A 25,779-nucleotide genomic window follows, 5' to 3' on the forward strand; every position below is an offset into this window, starting at 1 on the left:
TTGACCTAGAGTGGTCGTGTTGATTTCAGAGCGAAAAAAATGGGCGAGGGGAGTCGGTCCGCCATGATCGACGGCACCGCAGGCTGGCTGCCGCTGAGCGCGGGAGAGCGCTCCGTGGCGATCGAAGTGCTCGTCCACGGCCCGCTGTCGCGCACGGAACTCGCCCGCAGGCTGGGTCTGTCGGCCGGCAGCCTCACCCGGCTGACCAAGCCCCTGATCGAGTCGGGCCTGCTGGTCGAGGTGCCCGAGGCGGGAGCGCCGGCGGAGACCCGCCAGGGCCGCCCCTCCCAGCCGCTGGACGTCGTCGCCGACTCGGGCTTCTTCCTCGGCTTCAAGATCACCGAGGACACCGTCTACGGCGTCGTCACCACCCTGCGCAGCCGTATCGTCGCCCGCCACGACCGTCCGCTCACCACCCACGACCCCGCCCAAGTCGCGGACGTACTGGCCGAGATGACCGCCGAGATGGCCGAGGGGCACCCCCGCCTCGCCGGGATCGGCATCGGGGTCGGCGGGTTCGTCCAGGACCGCGCCGTGGTCGGCGAGTCCCCCTTTCTGCTGTGGCGGGACGTCCCCCTGGCCGACCTGGTCGAGGAGCGCACCGGGCTGCCGGTGGTCGTCGAGAACGACGTCGCCGCGCTGGTGGAGGCCGAGACCTGGTTCGGGGCGGGACGGGGCCTGGACCGCTTCGTCGTCCTCACCATCGGCGCCGGCGTCGGCTACGGGCTCGTCCTCGGTGGCAAGCGGGTGCCCTTCGCGGAGGAGGACCGCGGTTTCGGCAGACACTGGATCGTCGACCCCAACGGTCCGCTCACCCCGGACGGCAGGCGGGGCAGCGCCGTCTCGCTGCTGACCATCCCCAGCATCCGCTGCCAGATCCGGGCGGCGACCGGCATCGACCGCGGTTACGAGGAGATCCTCGCCCTGGCCGCCGCGGGGGACCCGATGGCCGCCCGGGTCGTCGACGAGGCCGCGCGCGCCCTGGGGACGCTCGTCGCGCAGATCTCCAACTTCGTGATGCCGCAGAAGATCCTGCTCGCGGGGGAGGGGGTGGGGCTGATGGACGTGGCGGGCAAGACGGTCGAGGAGACGGTGCGTGAGCTGCGGCACCCACTGGCCGCCCCGGTCGGCCTGGAGACGAAGGTGTCCGACTTTCACGACTGGGCCCGCGGCGCGGCCGTGCTGGCCATCAAGGTGCTGGTGCTGGGATCGGCCGAAGCGTGATCGGCGAACTTCCGGGTGGCGAAAGGTACTCACAGGTGGCTGATGTGAACAGCCTCACGTTTACCGGGAGATGGACGTGATCAGTAACACTGTCCGAAATGACCGCTTAGGCCGTCATTACTCACATCGCCTTCACCTGCGGCGACGTATGCTTCACAGCATGTCCACCACTGTTGAATCATCATCCGAGCGATCGGCTGACGAGGTCAACGAGGAGATCCGCGCGCTGTGGCGCCGGTCGGGCGGGACACTGAGCGTCGAGCAGCGTGAGGTATACCAGCGGCTCGTGCTGGAGTGGGCCGCCGCGGCCCCGCAATCGGCGCCCGCGGCCTGACCTTCGTCCCGGCCCGTCATCGAAGGGCACCCCTGATCCCTGATCCCATGGGTGCCCTTCTCGCGCTTTCCTCGGCCGACTCGGCGGCCTGCTGCCCTGGCCTCCCTCCACCCGGCCCTGCCGGTGGTGCCGGGCCTCGCCCTGCTGGCGCGAGCGGATCAGCTGCCGCCGGGCGGTGGGACTGCTGAGGGACCGGCATCGCGACCGTGCTTCTCACCGGGGCTGACGCGAACGCCCCGCGTCGGCGCCGGTCATCCCCAAGTGGCCGAGTAGTACTGCCGGTACGCCTTGCGGTCCTGCTCCGCGCGGATCCACCGGGTCGCCACCAGCGCCACGAGGCTGCCCCCGATGACGAGCATCCCGGGGCCGACGTTGCGCGGGTCGGTGAGACGGCTCAGCAGCGTCGACACGTCCGTGCCCGTGATCGGCGCCGACGCACCCGGCGACGCCGCGCCCTGCGACGCCGACGGCGCGGGAGCGGCACCCGTGCCACCGGAGGACTTCGCCACGATCAGCTTGACCCCCAGCTCGGTCAGCGCCTTCGTCACCGGCTGGAAGAACGTCGTACCGCCCGCCGTGCAGTCCCCGCTGCCGCCCGATGTCACGCCGAGCGCGACACCGTCGGCGAACATCGGGCCTCCGCTGTCGCCCGGTTCGGCGCACACGTTCGTCTCGATGAGGCCGGTGACCGTGCCCTCGGGGTAGTTGACCGTGGCGTTGAGCGCGGTCACCTCGCCCTCGCGCAGCCCGCTGGTGCTGCCGCTGCGGAAGATCTTCTGCCCGACCTCCGCGTCGGCGACGCCCGTGATCCGCACGCCCTTGCCGTCACCGACCGCGACGACGTCCGCGCCCTTGCCGGCCCGGCCGCCGTCGTACTTCACCAGCGAGTAGTCGTCGCCGGGGAAACTCCCCCTGAGCGATGTGCCGACCTGTTGCCGGCCGCGGTCGTCGGCGAACCAGACGGAACCGTCCGGGCCGCAGTGCCCGGCCGTGAGGATGAAGTCGCTCTTGCCGTCGGTCACGTTGAACCCCGCCGAACAGCGCCCGGCGGTCGACAGGATGGGCTGCGCGCCGTTGACCCGCGTCGTGAACGTGCCCTCCATGCGCTCCATGCGCACGAATGCCCCGATGTCCTCGGCGACCTTCGTCATCCGGGACCAGTCGGAGGAGGTGACGGTGCTGTCGCCCCGCACCACCACCTGGTTGTTCCTGTAGTCCAGGGCCCACGAGGTACCGGAGACCCGGCGCGCCGAACGCAGCGTGGCGGCAGCGGACTTGAGGTCGCTCATGCTGTGCTCGACCATCCTGGCCCGCGCGCCGGCCCGCTTCACCTCGGCCGCCGCCTTGTCGTCGGTGACCGCGACGACCGGCCGCCCGGCCTTGTCGACCCAGCTCCCGGCGGTGCGGGAGTCGCCCAGCCGGGACACGAGGTCGGTGCCCTCACCGGTCGCCGGGGGCGCGGTGAACGGGACGCCGATGGACGGGGCTTGAGGCTCGCTCGCCACGGCTGTGGTGACCATCGCTCCTCCGAGGAGGAGTCCGCCGACGGCCGCCAGCCGTGTCACTCGCCGGACGACCCGTCGTCGTGCGTGCCTCATGCATGGCTCCCGAACCCGAACATCACGATGCGAACACCGCAGGGCCCTCCTTGAGTTGAGTGCCCTTCATCCATACGGAGCGGAGCCGGGCCGCGTTCAGCGCACCGGTGATCTCTTCGCCCTCACCCGGCGACCGGGGCCGCGAGCAGGGCCCCGCTGCGCGCGTCGCCCCACACCGAGCCGGGATCGACGTAGGGCCGCAGCAGGGCGGTGAGCGCCGGGTCACCGCGGCCGTTCAGCTCGTCGGAGGCGATCTTGCGGGCGATCCCGGCGAGGAAGTCCGCCACCTGCACCCGCTCGTCGTCCCGCGCGACGACGAGCCGCACCCCCACCAGGCCGGCCCCGGCCCGCCGGGCCGCCCCCTCGATCCACGCGATGCGGTCCGGCGTGAGCATGTTCTGCCGGTCGTGCACGAGGTGGACCGGCCGGCCGTCGCTGCTCCAGAGCGCCGCCGTCCGCACGATCGCCGGAAGCAGCGGATTGAGCAACGGGATCAGCGGCGGCCCGGCCAGGAGCCCGCTGCGGTAGGACTCCGCGCGGGACCGGGTCCCGGCGAGCCGTTCCAGGATCCGGGCCGCGTCCGTCGGCGGGTGCGTCCTGCGCAGGGCGTCGACCGTGGCGTAGAAGGCGTCCACGGGGTTCCCGTCGTGGCGGACCCGCAGCAGCTGGTTGGCCGCCTCCAGGAACGCCCGCCAGCCGTCCTCCCCGAACGCCGTCGGCCCCGCGCGGAACAGGGCGGCCGCCTCCGCCGCGTCGTCCAGGAGCAGGCCGAGGGTCCGGTCCACCACGAAGTACGTCTTCTCCATGAGGTGCACCCGGGCCTGCCCGTGGATCGGCCCGCGCGGCGCGAGCAGCCATTCCAGCACTGCCCGGTGCTTCTCCCGCAGCAGGTGGTTCGCCTTGTACTCCTCGGCGGGCGACCGGATCCGGTCGCGGATCTCCCGTACGGTCGCCGCGGCCGACGCCACGGACAGCGAGACACCGGCGTGCGCGAACACGTCCGTGTTGCCGCCGGTGAGGTTCTCGCCGTCCGACCCCGACTCGTCGCAGGCGATCTCCCGGCACCCGCCCGCCGCCCCGCCCCGCTCCCCGTCCCCGACCACATGCCCGTCCACAAGATTCCCGCTCACCGCGCAGCCCCCTATCGTGTGCACATGACCAGGATCCCGCACGAGACGTCCGGTGAACCGAATCCCCTGCAAGCCCTCACCCTCGACCGGCTCCGGCAGCGCACCAGCATGAAGTGGCGCACCTACCCGCAGGACGTGCTGCCGCTGTGGGTGGCCGAGATGGACGTGCCGCTCGCCGAGCCCGTCGTGCGGGCCGTCACCGACGCACTCCACCTCGGCGACACCGGCTACCCGGCCGGAACCGCCTACGCGCAGGCCCTGGCCGCCTTCGCCGGGAAGCGCTGGAACTGGGACGGGCTCGCCGTGGAGCGCACCGCGATCGTGCCCGACGTGATGCTGGGCGTCGTCGAGATGATCAAGCTGGTCACGGGCCCCGGCGACACGGTGGTCGTGAACCCGCCCGTCTACCCGCCGTTCTACATGTTCCTCGATCACATGGACCGGCGGGTCGCCGAGGCCCCACTCGGGGCGGACGGGCGCCTCGACCTCGACGTCCTGGAGGAGGCCTTCCGGCAGGCCGTGGCGGGCGGGCGGCGCGCCGCCCACCTGCTGTGCAGCCCCCACAACCCGACCGGGACCGTGCACACCGCCGAGGAGCTGTCCGCCGTCGCCGGGCTCGCCGAGCGGTACGGCGTGCGCGTCGTCGCCGACGAGATCCACGCCCCGCTGGTGCTCGGGGACGCCGCTTTTGTGCCGTATCTGAGCGTGCCGGGCGCCGAGCGCGGCCTGTCGCTGATGTCGGCCTCCAAGGGCTGGAACCTGCCCGGGCTCAAGGCCGCCCTCGCGGTCGCCGGGCCGGAGTCCGCCGCCGACCTGGAGCGGATGCCCGAGGAGGTCGGGCACGGCCCCAGCCATGTCGCCGTCATCGCCCACACCGCCGCCCTGCGCGACGGCGTCACCTGGCTCGACGCCCTGCTGACCGGCCTGGACGGCAACCGGCGGCTGCTCGCGGACCTGCTGGCCGAACACCTGCCCGCGATCCGCTACCGGTCGGGCGACGCCACCTACCTGGCCTGGCTCGACTGCCGCGCCCTCGACCTCGGTGACGACCCGGCCGAGGTCTTCTTGGAACGCGGCCGGGTCGCCCTCAGCTCCGGCCTGCCGTTCGGCACCGGCGGCACCGGCCACGTCCGCCTCAACCTGGGGACCTCGCGGGAGGTGCTCACGGAGGGCGTACGGAGGATGGCGGCCGCGCTGCGCTGAACCGCGCGGCCCGCTCGTACACTTCCCGCCATGGACGACACGACGCTGGACGAGCTCGGCGCGGGCAAGTACCTGCTGGTCACCAGCCACCGCAAGAACGGCACACCGGTCGCCACCCCGGTGTGGGTGGTACGCGACGGGGACGCCCTCGGCGTGTGGACAGCGGCCGACTCCTGGAAGGTGAAGCGGATCCGCAACCGCGCCGACGTGCTGGTCGGCCCCTGTGACCTGCGTGGCAACCCCACCGGCGACCAGGTGCCCGCGACGGCGGAGATCTGCGACCCGGCCACCACCGCCCGCTACCGGCAGCTGATCGGCCGCAAGTACGGCCTGATGGGCCGGCTGACCCTGCTCGGCAGCCGGCTGCGCCGGGGTGCGGACGGCACGGTGGGCATCCGCATCACCTTCTGAGAGCGGGAGCGACGGGGGGTGTTGGCAAGCGCTTTCGGTCGTGGGGGAGTGGGGGCCCCGGTCACGGGAAAGGGCATCTGCCATGAGCCGAACTCCCGTCCTGCGCGCAGCCGTCGTCGGCACCGGCCACCGGGCCCAGCTGTTCACCCGCGGCCTCGCCGTACGCCCCGGCCATGTCGTGGCCGCGCTGTGCGACCCGAACCCGACCCGGATGGCCTTCCACAACCGGCTGCTGGCGGAATCCGGCGCACCGCCCGCCGCCCCGTGGGAGCCCGACCGCTTCACCGACCTGCTCGCCGCGGAGGGCATCGACGAGGTCGTCGTCACCACCGTCGACGCCGAGCACGACCGCTACATCGTCCCGGCCCTGAAGGCGGGCTGCCGGGTCGTCACCGAGAAGCCCATGACGGTCGACGCCGGGCGCTGTGCCCGGATCCTCGACACCGTCCGCGAGACCGGCAACTCCCTGACCGTCGCCTTCAACTACCGCTTCAACCCCGTGCACGAGAAGGTCCGCGCCCTGCTCGCCGACGGCGCGATCGGCGAGGTGCTGTCGGTCCACTTCGAGTGGCTGCTCGACGTACGGCACGGCGCCGACTACTTCCGCCGCTGGCACCGCGAGAAGCGGCACAGCGGCGGCCTGATGGTGCACAAGTCCTCCCACCACTTCGACCTGGTGAACTGGTGGCTCGCCGACGAGCCCCGGGAGGCCTTCGGCTACGGGCGGCTCGGGTTCTACGGCCGTGAGGCGGGACAGCGGCACGGGCTGCGCCGGGAGTACGACCGCGCCCACGGCGCCGAGCGGGCCGCCGACGACCCCTTCGCCCTGGACCTCGCGGCCGACGACACCCTGCGCGCCCTCTACCTGGACGCCGAACGCGACGACGGCTACCTGCGCGACCGCAACGTCTTCGACGGGCCGGTGACGATCGAGGACGACATGTCCGTCCTGGTGCGCTACGCGCGCGGCGCGACGATGACGTACCACCTGACCGCGTACTCCCCCTGGGAGGGCTACCGGGTGATGTTCAACGGCAGCGGGGGACGGCTCGAACTGGAGGTGGAGGAGAGCCGCTGGCAGCCGCCGCTCAGCCGGATCGCCTCGGCGGTGGGCGCGGTGCACGGCGACACGGCGGCCGAGCACGCGGGCGGCGCCCGTCTCACCCTGCGCCCGCTGTGGCGGCCCCCGGTGGACGTACCGCTCGCGGTCGCCCACGAGGCCCACGGCGGCGGCGATCCCCGCATGCTCGACGTGCTGTTCGGGCCCGTCGACCCCACCGCCCCGGCGGACACCGGCGCCGCGACCCGAGCCACGGCCACCGAACGCGACGGGGCGCTCGCCCTCGTGGTGGGGCTGGCGGCGAACCGGAGCTTCGAGACCGGGCGGCCCGTGCGCACCGAGGAGCTGATCGCCGGCTGAGGGCGGGTCAGCTCCAGGCCCGGTACGGCTCGTCCACCAGCTGGAAGACCGGCTCGCCCCGTACCGGGTCCTTGGCCGTGGACAGCCGTACCCGGTCCCCGCTGTGGATGCCCATCGGCGGGCCCATCACCCGGCCGCGCACCACGAAGCCCTCGGACATCTCTATCTGCGACACGTTGCGCGCCGCGGGGGTGTTGCGGTGCACGACGGTGGAGTGGCGCACCGTGCCCGTGCCCTCGGCGCGCTCCGTGCGCAGCTCGCTGCCCCGGCAGACGGGACACAGCAGCCGGTGGTACATGGCGGTGCCGCACCACGTGCAGCGCTGGAAGAGGATGGCCTCCGAGCTCTGGCCCCTCGGGTCCAGCAGACCCGTCGCGGAGCCGGCTGCCTGCTGAGTGACGCTTCCTGAGTGGTACACGCTGGTCAACTCCCTGCACTCGGCCGGAATCCGGGCACGCGATCACCCGCGCACACGTGTGCGCGGCTCGCCGTGCCACCGTGCACGCAGCACAGCGTATGGCACTCAGTGCCACTCGTAAAGGCACTCCGTACCCTCAATGTGAGGGGTCTCAGTCCCGCCCCAGCGTCGTCTCGATCTCCTGCACGACCCGCCACAGCGGCGCTCCGCGCCGTGACACGACGACCACCACGTCCTCCGGCTGCTCCACTGCGGGCGGCACCGGCACCCCGCCGAACGCCGACTGCACGTAGTCCAGTGCGTGGCCCACCGTCGCGCTCGCATCGCCCCGTCCGTCCGAACGCAGCCAGGAGCGCAGCGCGTTGTTGTGCGCCGCGACCACCGCCGCCGCGATCACATCGGCCTGCAGCGTGCCGTCCCGGCGGGCGGCGAAGCGCCTTCGCAGGTACTCGGCCAGGGCCCGCTCGTAGCGCCACACCACCGACAGTTCATAGGCCCGCAGCCCCGGTACCCGCTTGGTGAGACGGTAGCGCTGCACCGAGAACGCCGGGTTCTCGGCGTACATGCGCAGCACGAGCCGGGCCGCGTCGCAGACCCGCCGCACGGGTTCGTCGTCGTCGGAGGCGTCCGCCAGGAAGGCGGTCATATCGGCGAGGCAGCGCTCGTGGTCCGGGAAGACCACGTCCTCCTTGGACGGGAAGTAGCGGAAGAACGAGCGTCGTCCGACACCGGCGAGCGACACGATGTCGTCGACGGTGGTCTGCTCGTACCCCCGCTCCGGGAACAGCTGGAAGGCCGCCGCGACCAGGGCGTCCCGGATGGGCGGTTTCCCGGTGCCCGCCTCGGCTTTCTCGGAGCTCATGAGCGCGAACGTAGCACCCCGTGGGTTCACCCGTGGCACTCAGTGCACTCGTCGGGAGGTACTGAGTGCTCTGTCCGCCGGACCGGCCGGGCTCTGAACCCCGGGCGCACCGGCCGCGTATCTAGCGGCAGGACGATCCTCGAAGGACGGGCGCCCCCGGGCCCGGACGAAGGAGAGCAGCGTGTCGACACCGTCCGAGCCCCGGCCGCCGCACGACGGCCAGGCCCTCGAACCCATCCGCGTCCTGCGCCCCCGCCGCACGGACGCGCTCGCGGAACTGATGCGGGAGTTCCAGGAACAGACGTCCCGCGACGCGGCGGCCCGTCAGGAAACCGCCGCCGACCTGGCCACCCACGGCCCCGACCACGAGCCGGGCAGTCAGGAACCCGACCACGGTCCCGGCGCCCACAGTCCTGACCACGAGCCGGGCAGTCAGGAGCCCGACCACGAGCCGGGCGGCCACGGGTCCGTCCGTGCCCGGGGTCGGCGGGAGTCCGGCGGTGCCTCCGGCGGGTACGGGGCCGTCCGCGAGCCCCTCGACGCCGGGGGCTACAGGTCCGGGCGTGAGCCCGGTCGGCGGTCGGCCGGTCGTGGGCTCGGCGGCTTCGGCTCCGGTCGCGGCCCCCGCGGCGACGAGGCGGGTCGCGACTCGGGAGGGCAGGCGGCCGGTCACGACCGCGGTGGCCATGGGGCCGCCCGCCTCCCCGACGGATACGAATCCGTCGCGCCGGCAGGGGCGGTGGCCCGGTCGGAGGCTGCGACGGAGGAGTTGCCTTCCGTCGGCCGTGAGAGCGGTCGCCGGGCCGTCCGGGCCGCCCCTGCGGGTGCCGGGCTGCGGCGCGCGGCCGTCGCCGTGGCCGTGCTGGCCGCCGCGGTGGTCGGCTTCGGTGGGGCGCTCCTGCTGCGCGGCGAGCACCAAGGTGACCGTGCCGCACCCGCGCCCGCCCCGCCCCGGGCCACCCCCTCCACCCCTGCCCCCACCGCACCCGAGGACCCCGACGGGGCCGGCACGCTGCGCGAAGGGGCCACCGGACCCGAGGTGACCGAGCTCCAGCAACGGCTGCTGGACATCCCGGACGTCTACCGGGACGGCTCCACCAGCGGCAGCTACGACCCCACCCTCACGGCCGCCGTCGCCCGCTTCCAGCTCTGGTACGGCATCCGCGGCGACGAGACCGGTGTCTACGGCAACGACACCCGCGCCGCCCTGGAGTCCCGCACGAGCTGATGTGTGACCATGGCCGGCATGGACGAGTTCGTGGACCGGCTGAACCCCGAGATGTACGTGGTCACGGCCGCCGCGGGCGGTGAACGGGCGGGCTGTCTGGTCGGATTCGCCTCGCAGTGCTCGCTGCGGCCCGTGCGGTTCGTGGTGTGGCTGTCCGAGCTCAACCACACCTTCCGGGTGGCCCGGAGAGCGGACGTCCTCGCCGTGCACCTGCTCGGCCGCGAACAGCACGCCCTGGCCGAGCTGTTCGGCGGGCGGACCGGTGACCGGACCGACAAGTTCAGGGACATCCGGCCACGGGAGGCGTACGGCGGGGCCCTCGTCCTGGACGACGTGCCGGCCTGGTTCGTCGGCCGGATCGTCACGCGCGTGGGCGGCGGCGACCACATCGGTTTCGTCCTCGACCCGGTCGAGTGGGGCGGCCACCGGGCGGCGCACGGCGGGCCGTTGCTGCGCAGGTCCGACACCACCGCCATCCACCCGGGCCACCCGGTCGACTGACACCCGGCCCTCCCGCGTCGAACGCCGGGCAACGGCTGGGAAAAGCGGGCTTCACGGCGGGCCCGGCCGGCGTCACCCTGGGCGTGGGCGACGTACGAGGCGCCCGAACCGCCACGAACCGAAGGCCACGCCCATGAACGGCTCCCGCATCCCCGGCCTGGTGCTGCCCACCCTGTTCCTGCTGGCCTCGCTCGTGGGCCTGTGGTGGTACTGGCGTCACCGCGGCGACTCGTGAGCGACCGCCCCCTACCGTTCCTGAACCCCGGGGACCCGGACGTCGACCACGCACACGTCGTCCCGCCGCACGTCCGGCAGCATCCGCGCGAGCAACGGCCCCAGCGACCCCGGCCCGTCGCCGTGCGGGGCGGTCACCGCCTCACCGAGCTGCTCCAGACCCCGGTCGATGCTGTCCGGGGGGTGCTCCACCAGTCCGTCGGTGTACAGGATGAGCCGGTCGCCGGGGTCCAGACGGCACTCCGCCTCCTGGTAGACCGGCGTGCCGGACGCCCCGAGCAGCATCCCCCGGGGGCGGGGCAGATACCGCACCTCACCGTCGCGCAGCAGCAACGGCGGGGGATGACCGGCCTGGGCCCAGACCAGGCGCCGGCGGCGGGGGTCGTAGCGGGCCAGCACCATCGTGGCGGTCGCATGGGAGTCGCGCGAGTGCAGCAACAGCGTGTTCAGCCGGGCGAGCGCCCCGGTCAGCGACGAGCCCGTGATGACCATGCCCTTGGCGGTGAACCGGAGCTGGGCCATCGTGGCCACCGCGTCGACCCCGTGCCCGGCGACATCGCCGACCACCAGCAGCGCGTCACCGTCGGGCAGTTCGATGGCACTGAACCAGTCGCCGCCGACGTTCACACCCGACTGGGCCGGCAGATAGGCGACCTCGACGCGCAGCCCGGCCAGGTGCACCGGCCGGTTGGCCAGCGGCAGCAGCGCGTGCTGGAGCCGGGAGGCCAGGGTCCGCTCGGCCTGGAGCACGTCGTGCTGTGTCAGGATCGCCCGCTCGCTCTCGACCAGGGCCAGCTCCGCGCGCCGCCGGGCGGTCATGTCCTGCACGAAGCCGTGCACCTCGACGGGCGTGCCGTGCCGGTCGGCCACCGCCTCGGCCACCAGCCGCAGATGCCGTGTCCCGGCGCTCGTCCGGATGCGGAACGGCATGTCGAACCGTCGCCCGTCGTGGACGAGTTCACCGATGGCGCGGGTCAGCGCGGGAGCGTCCTCGGGGAGTGCGAGCTCCGGGACCTCGGGCAGGCGCACCGGGCCGTGCGCCGGGTCCCGGCCGAGCAGGGAGAACACCTGGGTCGACCAGGAGGCCTCCTGTGTGGCCAGGTTCCAGTTGGCCCAGCCCAGACTGCCCAGCCGCTGCAGGTCGGCCAGCCGCTGCTCCTGCCGGTCGGAGGAGCCGTGCCGGATCCACGAGACGACGAGGGCGTCGCCCAGCGGAGCCACCCGTGCCGTGTAGAGGGACAGTTCGGCGACGCCCGCCACGACCTCCTCGTGCGCGAACGGTTCGCCCTCGTAGGCCTTGCCGGTGGCCAGCACCCGCAGACAGCCCTGCCACAGCGGTTCGAGGGCCAGGGCGGGGTGCAGCTCCAGCAGCCGCCGTCCGGCCGGTTCCTCACCGGTGCGGCCCAGCAGGTCGCTCACCTGCGCGGTCGCCGCCTCCACCCGGAAGTCCTCGGTCTCACCGGTCGCGGCGCGCAGCGGCGTCAGCAGCATCGCCGCTATCGGCAGTGCCTCGAACAGCGCCTGCACCGCGTCCGTGGTGGCGTCGGAGTCCCGCTCGGGCGGCGGGGCGTCGAAGGAACGCAGCCGCCCGGCGCACAGCCCGATGGCGCCCCGCAGGTGGGCGCGGTCGCGCGGGGTGAACGCACCGGCACGGCCGCGCAGCACGCCGACGCAGATGTCGGCCGAGCCCGCGGTCAGGACCGGCAGCCAGGCACGCGAGAGCCACCGCTGCGGAGGATCGCCGATGAGCAGGTACCGCAGTTCGTCCGCTGCGAAGTCCTCCAGCCAGCGCGGTTCGCCCGCCCGCAGCGCGTCCAGCGCCGCCATTCCGCTCAGCGGCGGCACCTGGGACCACTGGGCCGCCAGCCGGTCGTCGACACCAGCGTGCCCGATCAGTTCGAGGCCGCCGTCGGGCCTGCGGGCGTAGATCAGGACCGCGTCCGCCGACAGGGCGGGGCCGAGATGCTCCAGCAGACACCGGGCGAGATCGAGGGGAGTCATCACCCGAACGAGGGCCTGCCCCAGGCGGGCCAGGGCGGCCGTGACGTCGTCCGGCGCGGCCGATCCTTCAGAGGTCTGCGCCTCGGCACCGGGCGCGTCGACGCCGGGAGCCTCACTCGCCCCGCCGGGGCCGGGCGGCGTGGGCGCGAGACCGCCCAGGGTGATCCAGCACTCCTCCAGCAGGGTCCGACGTGCGGCTCTGGCCTGCCGGACCAGCCGCTCGCCCGCCGCGTCGGCGGTACATCCGCTCAGCGCCATCACCGCGCCCTTGGCCCGTTCCACGACAGCCGAGGTGGCCGCCTGGTCGCGCAGCCGGTCCAACTCGGCGCGCTGCCGGGCGACGATCTTGGCCAGTTCGACCAGGTCCGGTGCGGCACCGGGCTGCGCCGGCGTCACGGGCTCGCTCGTCACGCGTCGAGCATTGCACAAACGGACCGGTTCGAAGAGCGCCTTGTGCGCACGAACCGATCACCCAGCTCGTGTGTGGGACCGCTCAGCCGCCGTCGCGCGGATACAGCCATAGCCGTAGCAGCCGGCTCAGCCGCGGCATCACCAGATACGTCAGCACCGGCAGCAGGACCAGCGGGAAGACGGCGGCCCGCAGAGGCAGCGGCCAGCCGGTGGTGTGCGGCGTCACCAGCCACTGGATGAGCAGGGTGAAGGGGTAGGCCCCGAGGAAGGTGGTGAGGACCATCTTCCACCGGACCGGGGCCCGCACGGTGGTACCGGGCAGGCTGAACCAGGTCTCCAGGCCGGTCGTCGACTGGCGATCGCTGCTGACCTCGGCGGCGATGTCCTCGATCTGCCGGTGCCAGTGCGCGCGCTCCTCGGACTCCAGCCACGCGGCGAGCCGGTGCCGGTCGGACCAGCGCAGTACCGCGTGGTAGCGGTGGCCGTCCTCGGGCGTCAGCCAGGAGACGCCCTCGTTGCCGGGGAACTGCCGGGCGCAGCGGGTGATGCCGTGCGTCCACTCCTCGAACCGCTCCTCGCGGCCGGGGCGCACCTGCCAGGTCAGGACCGTGGTCACGGGCTCGCCGCGCCGGGCTTCGGTGGTGCTCATCGCCTCACGTGTGCCACGCGCGGCGCGAGTCATGCCCGTCGGCTCAGGGCTGCCGGTTCGACTCGACCAGGGCCTGGGTGACCGCCCGGACGCTGCGGGCGATGTGCTGGAGCTGCATGACCTCGGCGGCGTACAGCTTGATCGTGTGCTCGATGACGCCCTCGTGCAGGCCGAGTCCGGGCAGGTCGGCGCGGGCGGTCTGCAGGGCGGTGCGGGCGACCCGGATCTCGTTCTGGACCTGGATCTGGGCGTGCCGGGCGAGCAGGACGGGGTGGCGGATGAACACGGGGTATCCGGCGTAGCGCGTGGGCACCAGCTCGCGCAGCCACTTGGCCGCCGAGCGTTCCCAGTCGTAGCTCCCGGGAGTCTTGACCTGGCAGGGCCAGTCCGGGCTGAGGCGCGTGGTCGTCAGGGGCATGATCATCGCTTCCGGGTGTGCGGCGTCGCGTGGGTGGACGACGGGTCGGGGCGGCCCCGGCCTAGGGGATGGCCGGGGCCGCCACGAACACCCGGGAACCGGAGTGGGTAGGACCCGGCTCCACGGGTGCGGAACGGATCCGGAACTACCGGGTCGCGATCCGTGAGCAGTATTTATATATGCCAACCGGTTTGCAAGGAGCATGAAAACATTCATGCGTGCTTTGTTGCGGATGCTCCCCATGTGGCCCGCATGTGGCCCCCAGGTGGTCCGCATGTGGTCCTTGTGCCGGGTCCGCCCAGGTGCTCCCCAGGCCGGGAACGAACGCCGCTCAGTCCCGCAGGAAGAACTGGTGCTGGTCGGCGACCTGCTCGTACTCCTCCAGCCGCGCCTGCGTCCGCTCCGGATCCGCGTCCGTCATGGCCTGGAGCAGCGCCGAGCACATCACGCCCGGGGCCGCGTAGGAGTCGAAGACCAGGCGCGACCCGGTCCCGAGGGCGAAGACGACATCGGCCTCGTCCGCGAGCGGACCGAGGGCCAGGTCGGTGATCAGGGCGACCTTGAGCCCGGCGCCCCGCGCGACCCGCACGGCCGTCAGGGTCTCCTGGGCGTGCCGCGGCATGGAGAACGCCAGCACCCACGTACCTCCCGCCTCCCGCGACTGCAGCAGCGCGTCGTAGGCGACGCTGCCACCCCGGGTCACCAGCCGTACGTCCGGGTGGATCCGGCGAGCGGCGTAGGCGAAGTACTCGGCCAGCGACACGGAGATGCGCAGCCCGAGGACCGTCAGCGGCGCGGACGAGGAGAACTTGCGGCCGACCTCGATGACCACGTTCGGGTCGGCCAGGTCCCGCCGCAGGTTCTCCAGGTTCTCGATCTCGGCGTCGACCGCCGCCTGCAGTTCGTTGCCGTGCGTCTCCTCGGCCGGGCCGACGGCGAGGGTGCCCAGCGCGATCGACTGGAGCTTCTCCCGCAGCGCCGGGTAGCCGCTGAAGCCGACCGCCGAGGCGAACCGCGTCACCGAGGGCTGGCTCACCCCGACCCGGTCCGCGAGATCCGTGATCGACAGGAAGGCCGCCTCGGTGATGTGCTCGATCAGGTACTGCGCGATGCGCCGCTGCCCGGGGGACAGCCGGGGCCGGTCGAAGAGCGACCTGAGCTGGGCGGAGGGGGAGACCTCCGCTTCGGGGGCGGCTTTCCCCGAGGTGATCGCGGATGCCTGTGCGCGTGCCTGCTGCGGCGATGGCACCGGTGCGCCTCCTTCGTCTCCCACGGACGTTCAACATAGCTCACGCACCGTAGTGACCAGGGCTTCTTCGAGCAGCATGAGCCGCACCGCACGGGGATACCCGTACGCCGGGCGGGAACCCGCCGCCGCACACGACCCCCGAGAGGAGCCATGTCATGACCGTCCCGGAGGAGAACCGGCCCAAGACGAAGACCACCGACGACGTGCTGGAGCACCAGGACGACAACCACCCCCGCACACCGGGCGGTACCGGCCGCACCATGCGCGAGGCGCTGGAGGAGGCCGAGGTCCGCCCCGGCGACTACGACGACCGGTAGCGCACCCCGGCACCCCCCGCACCCCGAGCGAACCGACGACGCTTCCGGCAGGAGAGACGGCATGAGCGCGCTGAGTGCGCTGGAACAGACCCTGGAGAACCGATGGGACGCGCTGTGGGCGCGGTTGCGCGACAAGGAACCGGTCGAGGTCCTCGACGCCCTGCAACGCGAGTGCGACGACAACGCCGTCGTGTGCCGTGAGGGACGCGTCATGGTCCCCAACGCCTACGACGTGGAACTGCCCGACGACGTGCACGAGCATCTGACCCGCACCGGCACCGACGTGGGCCAGGCCCTCACCGACAGCCTCTCCCGCCACGCGGACCGCCGCGGCTACGAGTTCGCCGGCCCCCTGGCGGTCCATGTGGCGCGGTGCCCCGACGTGCCCAACGGCCGCTACCGGGTGGCCTCCAGGGTCATGCGGCACGTGAGCGCGGACGGGTTCTTCCACGCGACCCACTGACATCCGCGCACCGCCGGAGCCGGCGCCGGAGCGGAGTCCCCGCCCGCACTCACCGGCGGTAGACCGTGATCGAGTGCCCGATGTCATCGACGGGGCGGCTGCCGCCGATCAGTTCGGCCAGCCGCCCCGAGGCCTTCGCCGCCGCCGAGTCCGACACGACCAGCAGCCCCCGTACCGCGCGGACCGGCACACGTCGGGGATCCGAGGCCTCGATGCCGTAGAAGGCCGGCACCCCGCTGCCCTTGTACACGAGCCACACCCGCTCACCCGGGTACCGGTCGCGGAGCCGGTCCGCGAGCCGCCCGAGGTCCTGCCCCCAGTCCACGTTCGAGTCGTGCAGCCACTGCCGGGTCCTGCCCGGTCCGCCGAACACCTCGTTGGAGTAGGGCAGATAGTAGGGATGAGCCCGTACCGCACTGACAGCGGTGAGGACCACGAGCGCGGCCACCCCCACGGGTACCCACCGGCGCCGCACCAGCAGCGCGCACCCGGCCGCGACCGCGAGGAACAGCGGCAGGAACACGGCGTACCGGGTTCCGAGGTCGCGCGCCCCCTGCATGGCGGCCGCCAGCAGCACCAGCGGAGCGGCCAGCACATACGGTGCGGCGGGCCGCAGCCGCCGCACCGCGACGACGGCGCCCGCGCCCGCGGCCCACAGCGCGAGCGCCCCCAGCGGGGTCTTCACCAGCAGCGCGGCCGGCAGGTAGTACCAGAGCGATCCCTCGTACCGCCGCCCGAACAGAAAGCCCTGCCAGGGCCGGTTCTCCAGCCCGAACTGCACGCGCATCCCGTCCCGGTAGGCCTCCGGGAAGGGCAACAGCCGTACCAGCAGCCCCCGCAATCCGTGCACCACGGGCACGTGCTGTTCCGGAGTCCAGCGCAGCAGCGGATCGACCACCAGATACGTGCCCCACACGACGGCGGCCGCGGCCATGGCCACACCTCCGGCCGCCGCCCAGGCCCAGAACCGCTTGCCCCCACAGGCCTTCCACACCGACACCGCGGCCAGCGCCATCAGCACCGGCACGGCCGGCAACATGCTCATCTTCGTGGCCACCGCGGCACCCAGCGCCAGCCCCGCGAGCGGGACGTACAGCCGCGGTCCGCGGCGCGCCCGCCACACCAGCCACACCGAGGTCAGCACGAAACCGGCGGCCGGCACATCGAGCGTCGCGAGCGAGCCATGGGCGATGACGTCGGGGGAGAAGCAGTACAGCGCGAGCGCGGCCGACCCGGCGACGGGCCCGGCCAGTTCACGGGTGAAGGCGAACACCACCAGCCCGAACGACAGGGTCAGCGCGATCACCGGCAGCCGTGCCCAGAGCATCAGCCGCCAGGGGTCGTTGCCCGACTCGTACAGCAGATGCCGGCCCAACCGCCCCTGGCCACCGGCGAAGCCGGGGGCGACGTGCGGATCCGCGAGGGCGAGCCCGGCGCCGATGACCAGCTTGCCCAGCGGCGGATGCTCGGGGTTGTGCCGCAGCCGGTGCTCGTGCACGTACTCCACGGCCGCGCCCACGTACACCGGTTCGTCGATCGTCGGGGTCTGCTGCACGGCGGTCGTGACCATCGCGAAGGCCATCCGGGCGAGCAGGGCGGCCACCAGGAGCCGCACCGGCCACCGACCGCCCGGCCACCGACGGCCCGGCCGCCGTGCCGGGCCGGCCGGTGCCGGGGGCGGGAGCGGCACCGGCCGGGGCGGGGCGGGAGCCGTCCAGAGGTCCCTCATGGACCCACTCTGCATCAGCTCCCGCCGTGAAAGGCGCTACCGCCGCACGAGTCGTACCGACAGACCGTCAGCCGTGTGGACCGGCACCGCCCGCAGCGTCCCGGAGTCCAGCTCGACGCGGTCGAACCGGCCGCGCAGCTGCCCGGCGGACAGCACGGGAACCGTCGTCCCCGCGACCGGCGGCCGCTCGGCGTCCAGCCGCAGCGACAGCACACTGCCCCGGCCCAGCAGCACACGACGGCCCACCGTGAGGACCGGGCCGTGGTTCCTGCGCAGCGTCAGCTCCAGCGCCGACTCGCCCTCCTGGACGTAGGAGCCGCACACCCGCAGGACCCGGCTCGCGCGCAGCGTGCCGCCCGTGACCCGGACGTCGCCCTCGCCCAGGGCGTTCGGCGACGCGGCGACCAGCGTGCCGGCCTCCAGGACGGTTCCGCCGCGGTAGCGGTTGTGGCCCGTCAGGGTGAGTGTGCCCGAACCGCGCTTGGTGAGAGAGCCGTCGCCCTCGATGTCGTTGCGCCAGCTGTCGGCCGCGTGGAAGCCCCGGGCCGCCGCGTCCAGCGTTACGGTGACGTTCCGGTCGAAGGCGCCGTAGCCGTCCGCGGCGGCGAACAGGTTCAGCCGGCCCCACTGCTCGAAGCCGTCCAGCAGGACGTACCCGGAGGGCAGCGCGGTCGTGCGCAGCACCTCGCGGCGCTGGGCCGCGCTCAGATACGGCAGCCGCGTCTCCAGCAGCACCTCGGCGCCCTTCGGCACGGTCAGCGGGTCCTTGCGGCCGCGCCGCGGCAGGACGTACGTCAACCGGGGTCCGACCGCACGGGAGTTGGTCTCGCGGTCGGCGTAGGCGTCCCCGGCGCCCGGGTGGGCGTAGTCGTACAGGGTGTCGGCGGTCGTGCCGGTCCGCTGGGTGAAGTAGGAGAGGGCCTGGGCGCGGGCCGCTGCCTTGAGTTCGGCGTTCGCCGGGTCGGCCAGCGTCGCGGCGGTCAGGGCGGTGGCCATGATCCGGCCGCCGATGACGTCGACGGTGGAGTGCATGCCCGACATGATCCGGGTGTGGCTGAGCTCGAACGCCCGCGTCACCAGCTCCTGGAACCGCTCCGGCACCGCGTACGCGAAGGCCAGCCCGGCGAGGTGGAAGGCGTTGGTGTGGCCGCTGGGGAAGCCGCCGTCGTCCTGCGCGTTCTCGGAGCGCTGGCGCAGCAGCTGCGGGGCCACGACCACGTCGGAGTCGTAGACCGGGTAGCCGAGCGCGTCCGTCGTGCCGGTGTCGACGACCTCGCTGTCCTCGTTCATCCGCCACGGGCGCGGGTACTGGAAGGCGAACTTGCCCGGGTTGCCCGAGGCGAACGGCCCGCGCACGGTGTCGACCAGCTTGGCCACCTGGCCGAGCTCGGAGTCGTACGAGCCCGCTCCGAGGGCGGATCCGGCCGGGGCGTCGGCGGGCAGGGTGTCGCTGATCTTCCCGGGGGGCGTGCCGTCGGGGGCGGTGGTGATCGAGGTGACCGCCTTGGCGCCCGTCTTGTACAGGTCCGCGAGCGGGCCGAGCGCGGCGATCATGGCGTAGCTCTGGTGCTGGCGGTCGTAGAGGAAGGCCTCCTTCGCCTGCGCATCGGTGCGGGCCCGGGTGAGGCGGGCGCAGTAGCGCATGTTGGCGCGCAGCACCTCGCGGTCCAGAACCAGGCCGGTGTTCCAGGCGTCGCCGGTCTTCCAGACCTTGGCCATGCCGCCCAGGATCCGGACGACGGCGTTGGTCTCCGGGGTGAGGTTCGCGACGACGTTCGACTTGTAGTCGTCGACGAACGCGGCGAAGCCCGTGGCGGCCTGAGCGTCCGCGGCACCGAGCCAGGACGCGAAGGTCGGTGCGGCGAGCAGGCCCGCCGAGGCACCGAGGGAGGTCTTGAGGAAGCCCCGTCTGTCGACGGTGGCGGGGGAGCGGTGCCCGGCTGATGACGGCATGGGTGCGCCTCTCTGGAGTTCCTGCGAAGAAGGGGTCGTGGCGTTGCGCGACGGTGCGCCGGCCGAGCGGCCGGGTGATGCGGGTGATGCGGGCGGTGCGGCTTCCGGTGCCTGTGCGACTTGTGTGGCACCTGGTGCGTACAGCGAAGATCTACGGCCGTGCCGTGACCCTTCGAGGAGGGGTCGGTCACCGGCCGGTGGCCGGGGGGTGAACGGCGTCCGCCGCCCGGCTCACAGCAGCGAACGGGCCAGGGCCAGTGCGCCCTCGACCGGCGGCACCCGCAGCGGCTGCGTCCGGACCCCCGGCAGGGACTCGGCGAGCGCGGCGGTGAACGCCTCGTACAGCGCGGGCTGGGCGAGCACGGTGCCGCCCGCCACCACCACGTCGTCCACCGGGACCCCGCGTGCGGCCAGCCGTACGACGAGCCCGGCGAGCGCCCGGCCGCCCTCGGCGATCACCGCCCGGGCCAGCGGTGAGCCCGCCTCGGCGGCGGCGAACACGGCCGGGGAGTGGCGGCCCCACTGCGCCGAGACGTCCGTGGCGGACTCCAGGGCGGCGCCGAGCGCGGGCACCTCGGCCACCCCGAAGGCGGCGACGAGCCCGGCCGCCAGCGCGTCGGGTTCCTCGCCCCGGTCGTGCGCGGCCCAGACGGCCCGCGCCGCCTCCCGGACGAGACCGGCCGCGCCGCCCTCGTCGCCGAGCACCGCGCCCCAGCCGCCGACCTGGACCGCCTCGCCGCCGGGCAGCCGCCCCACCGCGACCGAACCGGTGCCGGCGACCAGACCCACCCCCTTGTCCAGCCCCGCGGCGGGAACGAGCAGCTCGGCATCGCCCACGACGAGCGCGGGCACCCCCAGCCGCTCCTGGAGGGCGGCGCGGATGCCCGCGCACTGGCGTGGCGTCTCGCAGGCGTGACCGCCCACGGCGACAGCGGACGGCCGGGGTGAGGAAGGCAGCGCGACGGCGATGAGGCCGGCCAGCCACTCGGCGGCGGCCCCGGCGTCGTGCGGGCGCCAGCCCGTACTGGTGCGGACATGATCGACGACGCTCGCGCCGTCCGCGAAAGCCCGCAGATGCGTCTTGGTGCCGCCCACGTCGATCCCGACCGCGTAAGGCGTGGAGTCCTGCACGGGTCCTCTTTCGTCGTTGCGCGGCACGGCGAGGGCAGGCGAACCACCCGTCGTACCACGGCAGTTGAAGAGGTAAGAAAGCCCCGGGACGGGCTTTATGCGGAACACGGCAGGCGAGTACCGTGCAGTTCGTTAGGAAGTTAACTAACGAAGTAGGGTGCGCGTCAAGAGGCACGGAATTCCCGATGCCGCGCGACCCTCGCGGCCGTCCTGCCCGGCCGCCGCACGACCTGGGGAGACCATGCACCTGAGTGAGAGTGCCCGTGTGGTGTTCGACGTACTGGCCGGAGCGGGAACGGCCACCCGTCCCCAGCTGGCGGCCGGTGCGGGCCTTTCCAAGCCGACCGTCTCCACCGCCGTCGCCGAACTGGAGGCCGTGGAACTGGCGGCCCACTCCGGGCGGGCCTCCGGCGGCACCGGCCGCAGCGCCGCCGTCTACCGGCTCGGCCCGGCCGCCGGTGCCGTGCTCGCCGTCGACCTGGGGCCCGCCGAGACACGGGTGCGCGCCTGCGCCCTGGACGGGACGCTGCTCGCCGAGGGCACCGGCTCCCGGCCGGAGGCCGCAGGCACCGTCCGCAAGGTGCTGGACCAGCTGCCCGCCGGAGCCCCGCTGCGGGCCGTCGTCGTCGCCGTCGGCGATGTCACCACCCGGGACGGCGAAGGCGCGGGCGAACGCCCGGCGACCGCCAAGGCCGGGCCCGTCTTCGACGCCATGGCCGTCGCACTGCCCGAGGGCGTGCCCGTCCACCTGGAGAACAACGTCAACTGCGCCGCGCTCGCGGAACTGCACGAAGGCGCCGCCGTCGGCCGCGAGACCTTCGGCTACCTGCGCATCGGCGTCGGCATCGGTCTCGCCGTCGTGATCGGCGGCCGGGTGCTGCGCGGCGCGAACGGCGCCGCCGGTGAGGTGGCCCGGCTGCCCTACCCCTGGGACGACGGCAGCGCCCCGCGGTACGAGGGACTGGAGCAGCGCATGGGCTCGCGCACGCTGCTGAGCCGGGCGGCCGAGGCCTGGCAGGAGACCGACGGCCCCCGGCCGCGCACCGCCGAGCGGCTCCTCGCCCTGGCCGGGCAGGGGCATGCCACCGCCCGGTCCGTGATCGACGCCCACGCCGCCGACGTCGGCCGGCTCGCCGCCGCCGTGGCCGCCGTGCTGGACCCCGGCCTGATCGTCCTCGGCGGCGGTACCGGCGCCGACCCGCAGCTGCTGCCCGGGGTGCGGGCCGAGCTGGACCGGCTGAGCTGGCCCACCGAGGTGGTCAGCAGCGTGGTGGGGGACACCGGCACGGTGGCGGGCGCCAGCAGACTCGCCGTGGCCCATGGAATTCAAACCGTGACCGGAGCTGTGCGGGCGAAGCATTGACGGCTGCGCCATCGGTCTGCCAATGTCCGGACAAGCGCTTTCTGAGTCGGCCGGGACGCCGACTCCGGGTGAACCTCCCGCCCGTACGCGACGTACGGGAGCCGCACGAGGGCGAGCTTGTGCGACGACGGCCGTCATGGCCGGGGACCCCACCCGTCAGGGCGACGCGGCCGGGCGAGGCCGTGCCCCCGGAAAGCGAAATCTCCTGCAAAATGCACCCGTGCCGCCTCGGCTGGCGCCGTGCTTCTTCCGCTACGACGAAAAGGGATTGAAGATGACCAGTCTGGGTGTGCGGCGCTCCCGCCGTCTCGGCCGCGGTGGCATACGCCGCGTAGTTCCCCTCGCTGCCGTGGCCACGGCAGGTGCCCTGCTGCTCTCCGCCTGCGGGTCCGACTCCGACTCCGGCGGCAACGCCAAGTCGCTGACGTTCTGGATCTCCACGGTCCCGGGTCAGGACGCGGGCTGGAAGAAGATGGTGGCGCAGTACAAGAAGGAAACCGGCGTCACGGTCAAGCTCGTCAACATCCCCTACGACGGCTACCCGGCCAAGCTGCACAACGCCGCACAGGCGAACTCCCTGCCCGACGTGGCGGCCGTGCCCGCGCTGGACCCGATCTGGGCGAACAAGCTGATCGACCTCAAGTCCATCGCCGACAAGAAGAGCAACAGGATCAACCCCAACTTCCTGGCCAAGGACTCGTCCGGGAAGGTGCTGTCCATCCCCTCGGACGTCACCGCCTCCGGGATGTTCATCAACAAGACCCTGTTCGAGAAGGCCGGCGTTTCCTTCCCGACCTCGCCCCAGAAGACCTGGACCTGGGACGACTTCATCAAGGCGGCGGACAAGGTCCGAGAGAAGACCGGCGCCAAGTACTCCCTCACCTTCGACCAGTCGCCGTCCCGGCTGCGCGCCATGGTGTACGAGAAGGGCGGCAAGTACGTCCACGCGGACTCCTCCGGCAAGTTCTCGGTCGACGCGGCGACCAAGAAGGCCGTGAAGACCTTCGTCGGATGGAACGACGACAAGACCATGCCGAAGTCGGTGTGGACCAGCGGCGCCGACCCGTCGGCCATGTTCCAGAGCGGTGACGTCGTCGCCTACTGGTCCGGCGTGTGGCAGGTGCCCGCCTTCGCGGAGAGCATCAAGAAGTTCGAGTGGGCCAGCGTCCCGACCCCCGCCCAGCCGGTGCAGGCCAGCGACGTCAACAGCGGCGGCATGACGGTGGGCTTCAACAACAACGCCGCCGCGGCCGACGCCGCGACGAAGTTCCTGACCTGGCTGTACGAGCCGGCCCACTACCAGGTGCTGTGCGAGACGTCCGGCTTCCTGCCGGTCGAGAGCGGCCTGAACCCGAAGTACCCCTTCAAGTCCGAGGCGGCGCAGGCGGCGTTCAAGCTCTACAACGAGTCGATCCCGCTCTACGCGCCCATCTCCGGCTACTTCAACACCGCGCAGACCAAGTGGGTGCTCAAGGGCAAGAGCCTCCCCGAGGACCCGACCAAGACGGAGCTCGGCAAGGCGATCAACGGACAGCAGTCGTCCGACAAGGCCCTGCAGAACATCGTGGACGTCTACAACCAGCAGGTCGGCGGCTGAGCCCAGGCCGGTCAGACCGGGCGGCGGATCGATGCGCCGCCGCCCGGCCCCGGCCCCCATGTGAACGCCGGCCCATGGGCCCAAGCCCACCGGAACCCATTTCCACCAGCACGGAGTCAGGAAGATGACCAAACGCGCCTCGGACGTGTCCGTGAGCCCGCCCAGGAGACGCAGTAAGTACACCCTTGCGCCGCTCGTCCTCATCGCGGCCAACGTCGTGCTCTTCGCGCTGTTCTTCGTCTGGCCGGCGGTGATCGGGCTCGTCTACTCCTTCACGAACTACACGGGCGTGGGAGTCTTCCAGTTCGTCGGGCTGGACAACTACCAGAACCTGTTCGGGGACTCCACCTTCTACGACGCGCTGAGCCGGACCCTGCTGTACACCGTGCTCTTCGTCCCGCTGAACTTCGTGTTCTCGCTGCTGATCGCCAACGTCGTGGTGAGCAGGCACGCCAAGGGCGCCTCGATCGCCCGCGTCATCTTCTTCATCCCGTGGCTGCTGTCGCCCATCGTGGTGGGCGTCCTGTGGCGGTGGCTGTTCGGTGAGAACTTCGGGCTCGTCAACTACATCATCCACGAGTTCGGCGGCAGCGCCGTTCCGTGGCAGTCGAACGCGGACCTGTCGCTGCTCGTGGTGGTCATGGCGGCGTCCTGGGCCTGGACGGGCTTCTCGATGCTGCTGTTCATCGCCGCGATCAAGAACGTACCGGTGTCGTACTACGAGGCGGCCTCGCTCGACGGCGCCGGCCCGTGGCGCCAGTTCTTCCACATCACACTGCCGAGCATCGCGCCCACCTCGTTCATCGTCATCCTGCTCAACACGATCAACGCGATGAAGGAGTACCCGGTGTTCGTCGCCCTCAACAACGGCGGGCCCGGAACCTCCAACAACCTGCTCGTCCAGTACATCTACGAGACCGGCTTCAAGCGGGGCCAGATCGGCTACGCCAGCGCCGCCTCGTTCGTGCTCATGCTCATCCTGATGGCCGTCGCGATCATCCAGCTGATCGTCAACCGACGGGTGGAGAACCGATGACAACCACAGACATGCCACGCCCGGTCGACGCCGGTTCCGGACGGGCCGTCTCCAAGAAGCGGCCCCGCGGAGCGGCCACCGGCGGGCTCCGGCGGGCGGTGTCCGCGACGACCCTGCTGTGGCTGCTGGCCTGCCTCTACGGGCTGCCGGTGCTGTGGTTCGTCCTCAGCTCCTTCAAGCCGGCCAGCGACCTGTTCTCCTATCCGCTGACGCTGGTCCCGCGCGACCCCACCCTGTCGGGCTTCAAGGCGGCGTGGGAGAGCGCCAACTTCTCCCAGTACTTCATCAACACGGCCATCGTGTGCGTGATCACGACGATCCTCACGGTGGGCGTCAGCTGCTGCACCGGCTACGCGCTGGCCAAGTACGACAACAAGTGGCTGAAGGTCTTCTTCGTCTGCATCCTGGCCACCACCATGCTGCCGTCCGAGGTCATGCTCGCCCCGGAGTTCCTGGTCGTCCGCGACCTCGGCCTCTACAACTCCTTCGCCGGCATCATCCTCCCGGCCGTGCTCACCGCGACCGGATGCTTCATGTTCCGCCAGTTCTTCCTGACGGTCCCCGACGAACTCGTGGAAGCCGCGCGCATCGACGGCGCCCGCGAACTGTCGATCTTCCTGCGGATCATGGTGCCGCTCTCCCGGCCCATCATGCTGACCCTCGCCATCCTGTCCTTCCAGTGGCGCTGGAACGACTACATCTGGCCGCTGCTGATGCTCAACGACCCCGACAAGTTCACCGTGCAGATCGGCATCCAGAGCATCGTCGGCGCGCAGAACATCAACTGGTCGGTCCTGCTCGGCGCGTCGGTCATCTCCATGATCCCGCTGATCGCCGTCTTCCTGGTCTTCCAGCGCTACGTCATGGGCGCCGACATCAACGCCGGACTGAAGGACTGA

24 protein-coding genes are annotated in these 25,779 nt (G+C 72.3%); 13 read left to right on the top strand and 11 right to left on the bottom strand.

Translation table 11 applies throughout. From position 1 onward, the window contains the following. The first annotated feature begins 63 nt into the window (after positions 1 to 63). Together ACFZDE_RS37965 and ACFZDE_RS37970 are read left to right on the top strand one after the other, a co-directional pair. Positions 64 to 1,224, top strand: a complete 1,161-nt coding sequence (locus ACFZDE_RS37965; RefSeq protein ID WP_391213570.1) for an ROK family protein — start codon at positions 64 to 66, stop codon at positions 1,222 to 1,224. A 148-nt stretch (positions 1,225 to 1,372) separates the two neighbouring features. Then, the gene (locus ACFZDE_RS37970; RefSeq protein ID WP_031105578.1) at positions 1,373 to 1,558 is read left to right on the top strand and encodes a hypothetical protein; all 186 of its coding nucleotides are present in this window, start codon (positions 1,373 to 1,375) and stop codon (positions 1,556 to 1,558) included. Positions 1,559 to 1,809: 251 nt separating this feature from the next. Here ACFZDE_RS37970 and ACFZDE_RS37975 read toward each other — a convergent pair whose 3' ends face one another. Both ACFZDE_RS37975 and ACFZDE_RS37980 read right to left on the bottom strand, forming a co-directional pair. Next, positions 1,810 to 3,156, bottom strand: a complete 1,347-nt coding sequence (locus ACFZDE_RS37975) for a trypsin-like serine protease (protein WP_391213585.1) — start codon at positions 3,154 to 3,156, stop codon at positions 1,810 to 1,812. A 122-nt stretch (positions 3,157 to 3,278) separates the two neighbouring features. Continuing rightward, positions 3,279 to 4,286, bottom strand: a complete 1,008-nt coding sequence (locus ACFZDE_RS37980; protein WP_391213590.1) for a hypothetical protein — start codon at positions 4,284 to 4,286, stop codon at positions 3,279 to 3,281. Between the two features lie 24 nt (positions 4,287 to 4,310). Between ACFZDE_RS37980 and ACFZDE_RS37985 the strand changes: the two genes are divergently transcribed. The 3 genes from ACFZDE_RS37985 (at position 4,311) to ACFZDE_RS37995 (ending at position 7,320) form a co-directional block, all read left to right on the top strand. After that, positions 4,311 to 5,489, top strand: coding sequence for an aminotransferase class I/II-fold pyridoxal phosphate-dependent enzyme (locus ACFZDE_RS37985; protein WP_391213601.1), 1,179 nt, complete (start codon positions 4,311 to 4,313; stop codon positions 5,487 to 5,489). 30 nt (positions 5,490 to 5,519) lie between these two features. Then, the gene (locus ACFZDE_RS37990) at positions 5,520 to 5,900 is read left to right on the top strand and encodes a PPOX class F420-dependent oxidoreductase (RefSeq protein WP_391213609.1); all 381 of its coding nucleotides are present in this window, start codon (positions 5,520 to 5,522) and stop codon (positions 5,898 to 5,900) included. An 82-nt stretch (positions 5,901 to 5,982) separates the two neighbouring features. Beyond that, positions 5,983 to 7,320: a Gfo/Idh/MocA family oxidoreductase gene (locus ACFZDE_RS37995; protein WP_391213616.1), complete on the top strand. Its 1,338-nt coding sequence runs from the start codon at positions 5,983 to 5,985 to the stop codon at positions 7,318 to 7,320. Positions 7,321 to 7,327: 7 nt separating this feature from the next. Here the strand turns inward: ACFZDE_RS37995 and ACFZDE_RS38000 are convergent, their stop codons facing one another. Both ACFZDE_RS38000 and ACFZDE_RS38005 read right to left on the bottom strand, forming a co-directional pair. Next, positions 7,328 to 7,738 (bottom strand): zinc ribbon domain-containing protein, encoded by a 411-nt coding sequence (locus tag ACFZDE_RS38000; protein ID WP_391213623.1) that lies wholly within the window; start codon positions 7,736 to 7,738, stop codon positions 7,328 to 7,330. 151 nt (positions 7,739 to 7,889) lie between these two features. Continuing rightward, positions 7,890 to 8,600: a TetR family transcriptional regulator gene (locus tag ACFZDE_RS38005; RefSeq protein ID WP_391213634.1), complete on the bottom strand. Its 711-nt coding sequence runs from the start codon at positions 8,598 to 8,600 to the stop codon at positions 7,890 to 7,892. Positions 8,601 to 8,781: 181 nt separating this feature from the next. Here ACFZDE_RS38005 and ACFZDE_RS38010 point away from each other — a divergent pair, with 181 nt between their 5' ends. Further along, entirely contained in the window at positions 8,782 to 9,828 is a 1,047-nt protein-coding gene (locus ACFZDE_RS38010) for a peptidoglycan-binding protein (RefSeq protein WP_391213641.1), read from the top strand. Positions 9,829 to 9,837: 9 nt separating this feature from the next. Beyond that, the gene (locus ACFZDE_RS38015; protein WP_391213648.1) at positions 9,838 to 10,329 is read left to right on the top strand and encodes a flavin reductase; all 492 of its coding nucleotides are present in this window, start codon (positions 9,838 to 9,840) and stop codon (positions 10,327 to 10,329) included. Positions 10,330 to 10,575: 246 nt separating this feature from the next. Here the strand turns inward: ACFZDE_RS38015 and ACFZDE_RS38020 are convergent, their stop codons facing one another. The 4 genes from ACFZDE_RS38020 to ACFZDE_RS38035 all read right to left on the bottom strand — a co-directional run bounded on the left by ACFZDE_RS38020 (position 10,576) and on the right by ACFZDE_RS38035 (position 15,291). Continuing rightward, a complete protein-coding gene (locus ACFZDE_RS38020; protein WP_391213659.1) occupies positions 10,576 to 12,975 on the bottom strand; it encodes a SpoIIE family protein phosphatase in 2,400 nt (799 codons plus the stop codon). Positions 12,976 to 13,057: 82 nt separating this feature from the next. Then, a complete protein-coding gene (locus ACFZDE_RS38025; protein WP_391213664.1) occupies positions 13,058 to 13,624 on the bottom strand; it encodes an antibiotic biosynthesis monooxygenase in 567 nt (188 codons plus the stop codon). A 43-nt stretch (positions 13,625 to 13,667) separates the two neighbouring features. Next, positions 13,668 to 14,042 (bottom strand): hypothetical protein, encoded by a 375-nt coding sequence (locus ACFZDE_RS38030; protein WP_391002852.1) that lies wholly within the window; start codon positions 14,040 to 14,042, stop codon positions 13,668 to 13,670. Between the two features lie 331 nt (positions 14,043 to 14,373). Further along, positions 14,374 to 15,291: an SIS domain-containing protein gene (locus ACFZDE_RS38035; protein ID WP_391002850.1), complete on the bottom strand. Its 918-nt coding sequence runs from the start codon at positions 15,289 to 15,291 to the stop codon at positions 14,374 to 14,376. A 155-nt stretch (positions 15,292 to 15,446) separates the two neighbouring features. Here ACFZDE_RS38035 and ACFZDE_RS38040 point away from each other — a divergent pair, with 155 nt between their 5' ends. Together ACFZDE_RS38040 and ACFZDE_RS38045 are read left to right on the top strand one after the other, a co-directional pair. Then, positions 15,447 to 15,608: a hypothetical protein gene (locus ACFZDE_RS38040; protein ID WP_391213678.1), complete on the top strand. Its 162-nt coding sequence runs from the start codon at positions 15,447 to 15,449 to the stop codon at positions 15,606 to 15,608. 61 nt (positions 15,609 to 15,669) lie between these two features. Then, positions 15,670 to 16,071 carry an FhaA domain-containing protein gene (locus tag ACFZDE_RS38045; RefSeq protein WP_391002846.1) on the top strand — a complete coding sequence of 134 codons (402 nt, stop codon included), beginning with the start codon at positions 15,670 to 15,672 and terminating at the stop codon, positions 16,069 to 16,071. A 49-nt stretch (positions 16,072 to 16,120) separates the two neighbouring features. Here ACFZDE_RS38045 and ACFZDE_RS38050 read toward each other — a convergent pair whose 3' ends face one another. The 3 genes from ACFZDE_RS38050 to ACFZDE_RS38060 form a co-directional block, all read right to left on the bottom strand. Further along, the gene (locus tag ACFZDE_RS38050; RefSeq protein WP_391213692.1) at positions 16,121 to 17,800 is read right to left on the bottom strand and encodes a phospholipid carrier-dependent glycosyltransferase; all 1,680 of its coding nucleotides are present in this window, start codon (positions 17,798 to 17,800) and stop codon (positions 16,121 to 16,123) included. A gap of 36 nt (positions 17,801 to 17,836) precedes the next feature. Continuing rightward, complete coding sequence (locus ACFZDE_RS38055) at positions 17,837 to 19,753, bottom strand: phosphatase PAP2 family protein (protein ID WP_391213704.1); 1,917 nt, start codon at positions 19,751 to 19,753, stop codon at positions 17,837 to 17,839. A gap of 231 nt (positions 19,754 to 19,984) precedes the next feature. Next, positions 19,985 to 20,884 carry a BadF/BadG/BcrA/BcrD ATPase family protein gene (locus ACFZDE_RS38060; protein ID WP_391002842.1) on the bottom strand — a complete coding sequence of 300 codons (900 nt, stop codon included), beginning with the start codon at positions 20,882 to 20,884 and terminating at the stop codon, positions 19,985 to 19,987. 241 nt (positions 20,885 to 21,125) lie between these two features. On the opposite strand from ACFZDE_RS38060, the gene ACFZDE_RS38065 reads away from it, so the two are divergent. From ACFZDE_RS38065 to ACFZDE_RS38080, 4 genes are all read left to right on the top strand, one after another. Then, positions 21,126 to 22,247 (top strand): ROK family protein, encoded by a 1,122-nt coding sequence (locus ACFZDE_RS38065; protein ID WP_391213713.1) that lies wholly within the window; start codon positions 21,126 to 21,128, stop codon positions 22,245 to 22,247. Positions 22,248 to 22,521: 274 nt separating this feature from the next. Then, positions 22,522 to 23,844, top strand: a complete 1,323-nt coding sequence (locus ACFZDE_RS38070) for an extracellular solute-binding protein (protein ID WP_391002838.1) — start codon at positions 22,522 to 22,524, stop codon at positions 23,842 to 23,844. Between the two features lie 124 nt (positions 23,845 to 23,968). Continuing rightward, positions 23,969 to 24,880 carry an ABC transporter permease subunit gene (locus tag ACFZDE_RS38075; protein ID WP_391213734.1) on the top strand — a complete coding sequence of 304 codons (912 nt, stop codon included), beginning with the start codon at positions 23,969 to 23,971 and terminating at the stop codon, positions 24,878 to 24,880. Beyond that, a complete protein-coding gene (locus tag ACFZDE_RS38080) occupies positions 24,877 to 25,779 on the top strand; it encodes an ABC transporter permease subunit (RefSeq protein ID WP_391002834.1) in 903 nt (300 codons plus the stop codon). Before ACFZDE_RS38075 ends, ACFZDE_RS38080 begins: the two co-directional genes overlap by 4 nt.

The organism is Streptomyces sp. NPDC007929 (assembly GCF_042959065.1).
In the GTDB taxonomy this organism is placed as follows: Bacteria; Actinomycetota; Actinomycetes; order Streptomycetales; family Streptomycetaceae; genus Streptomyces.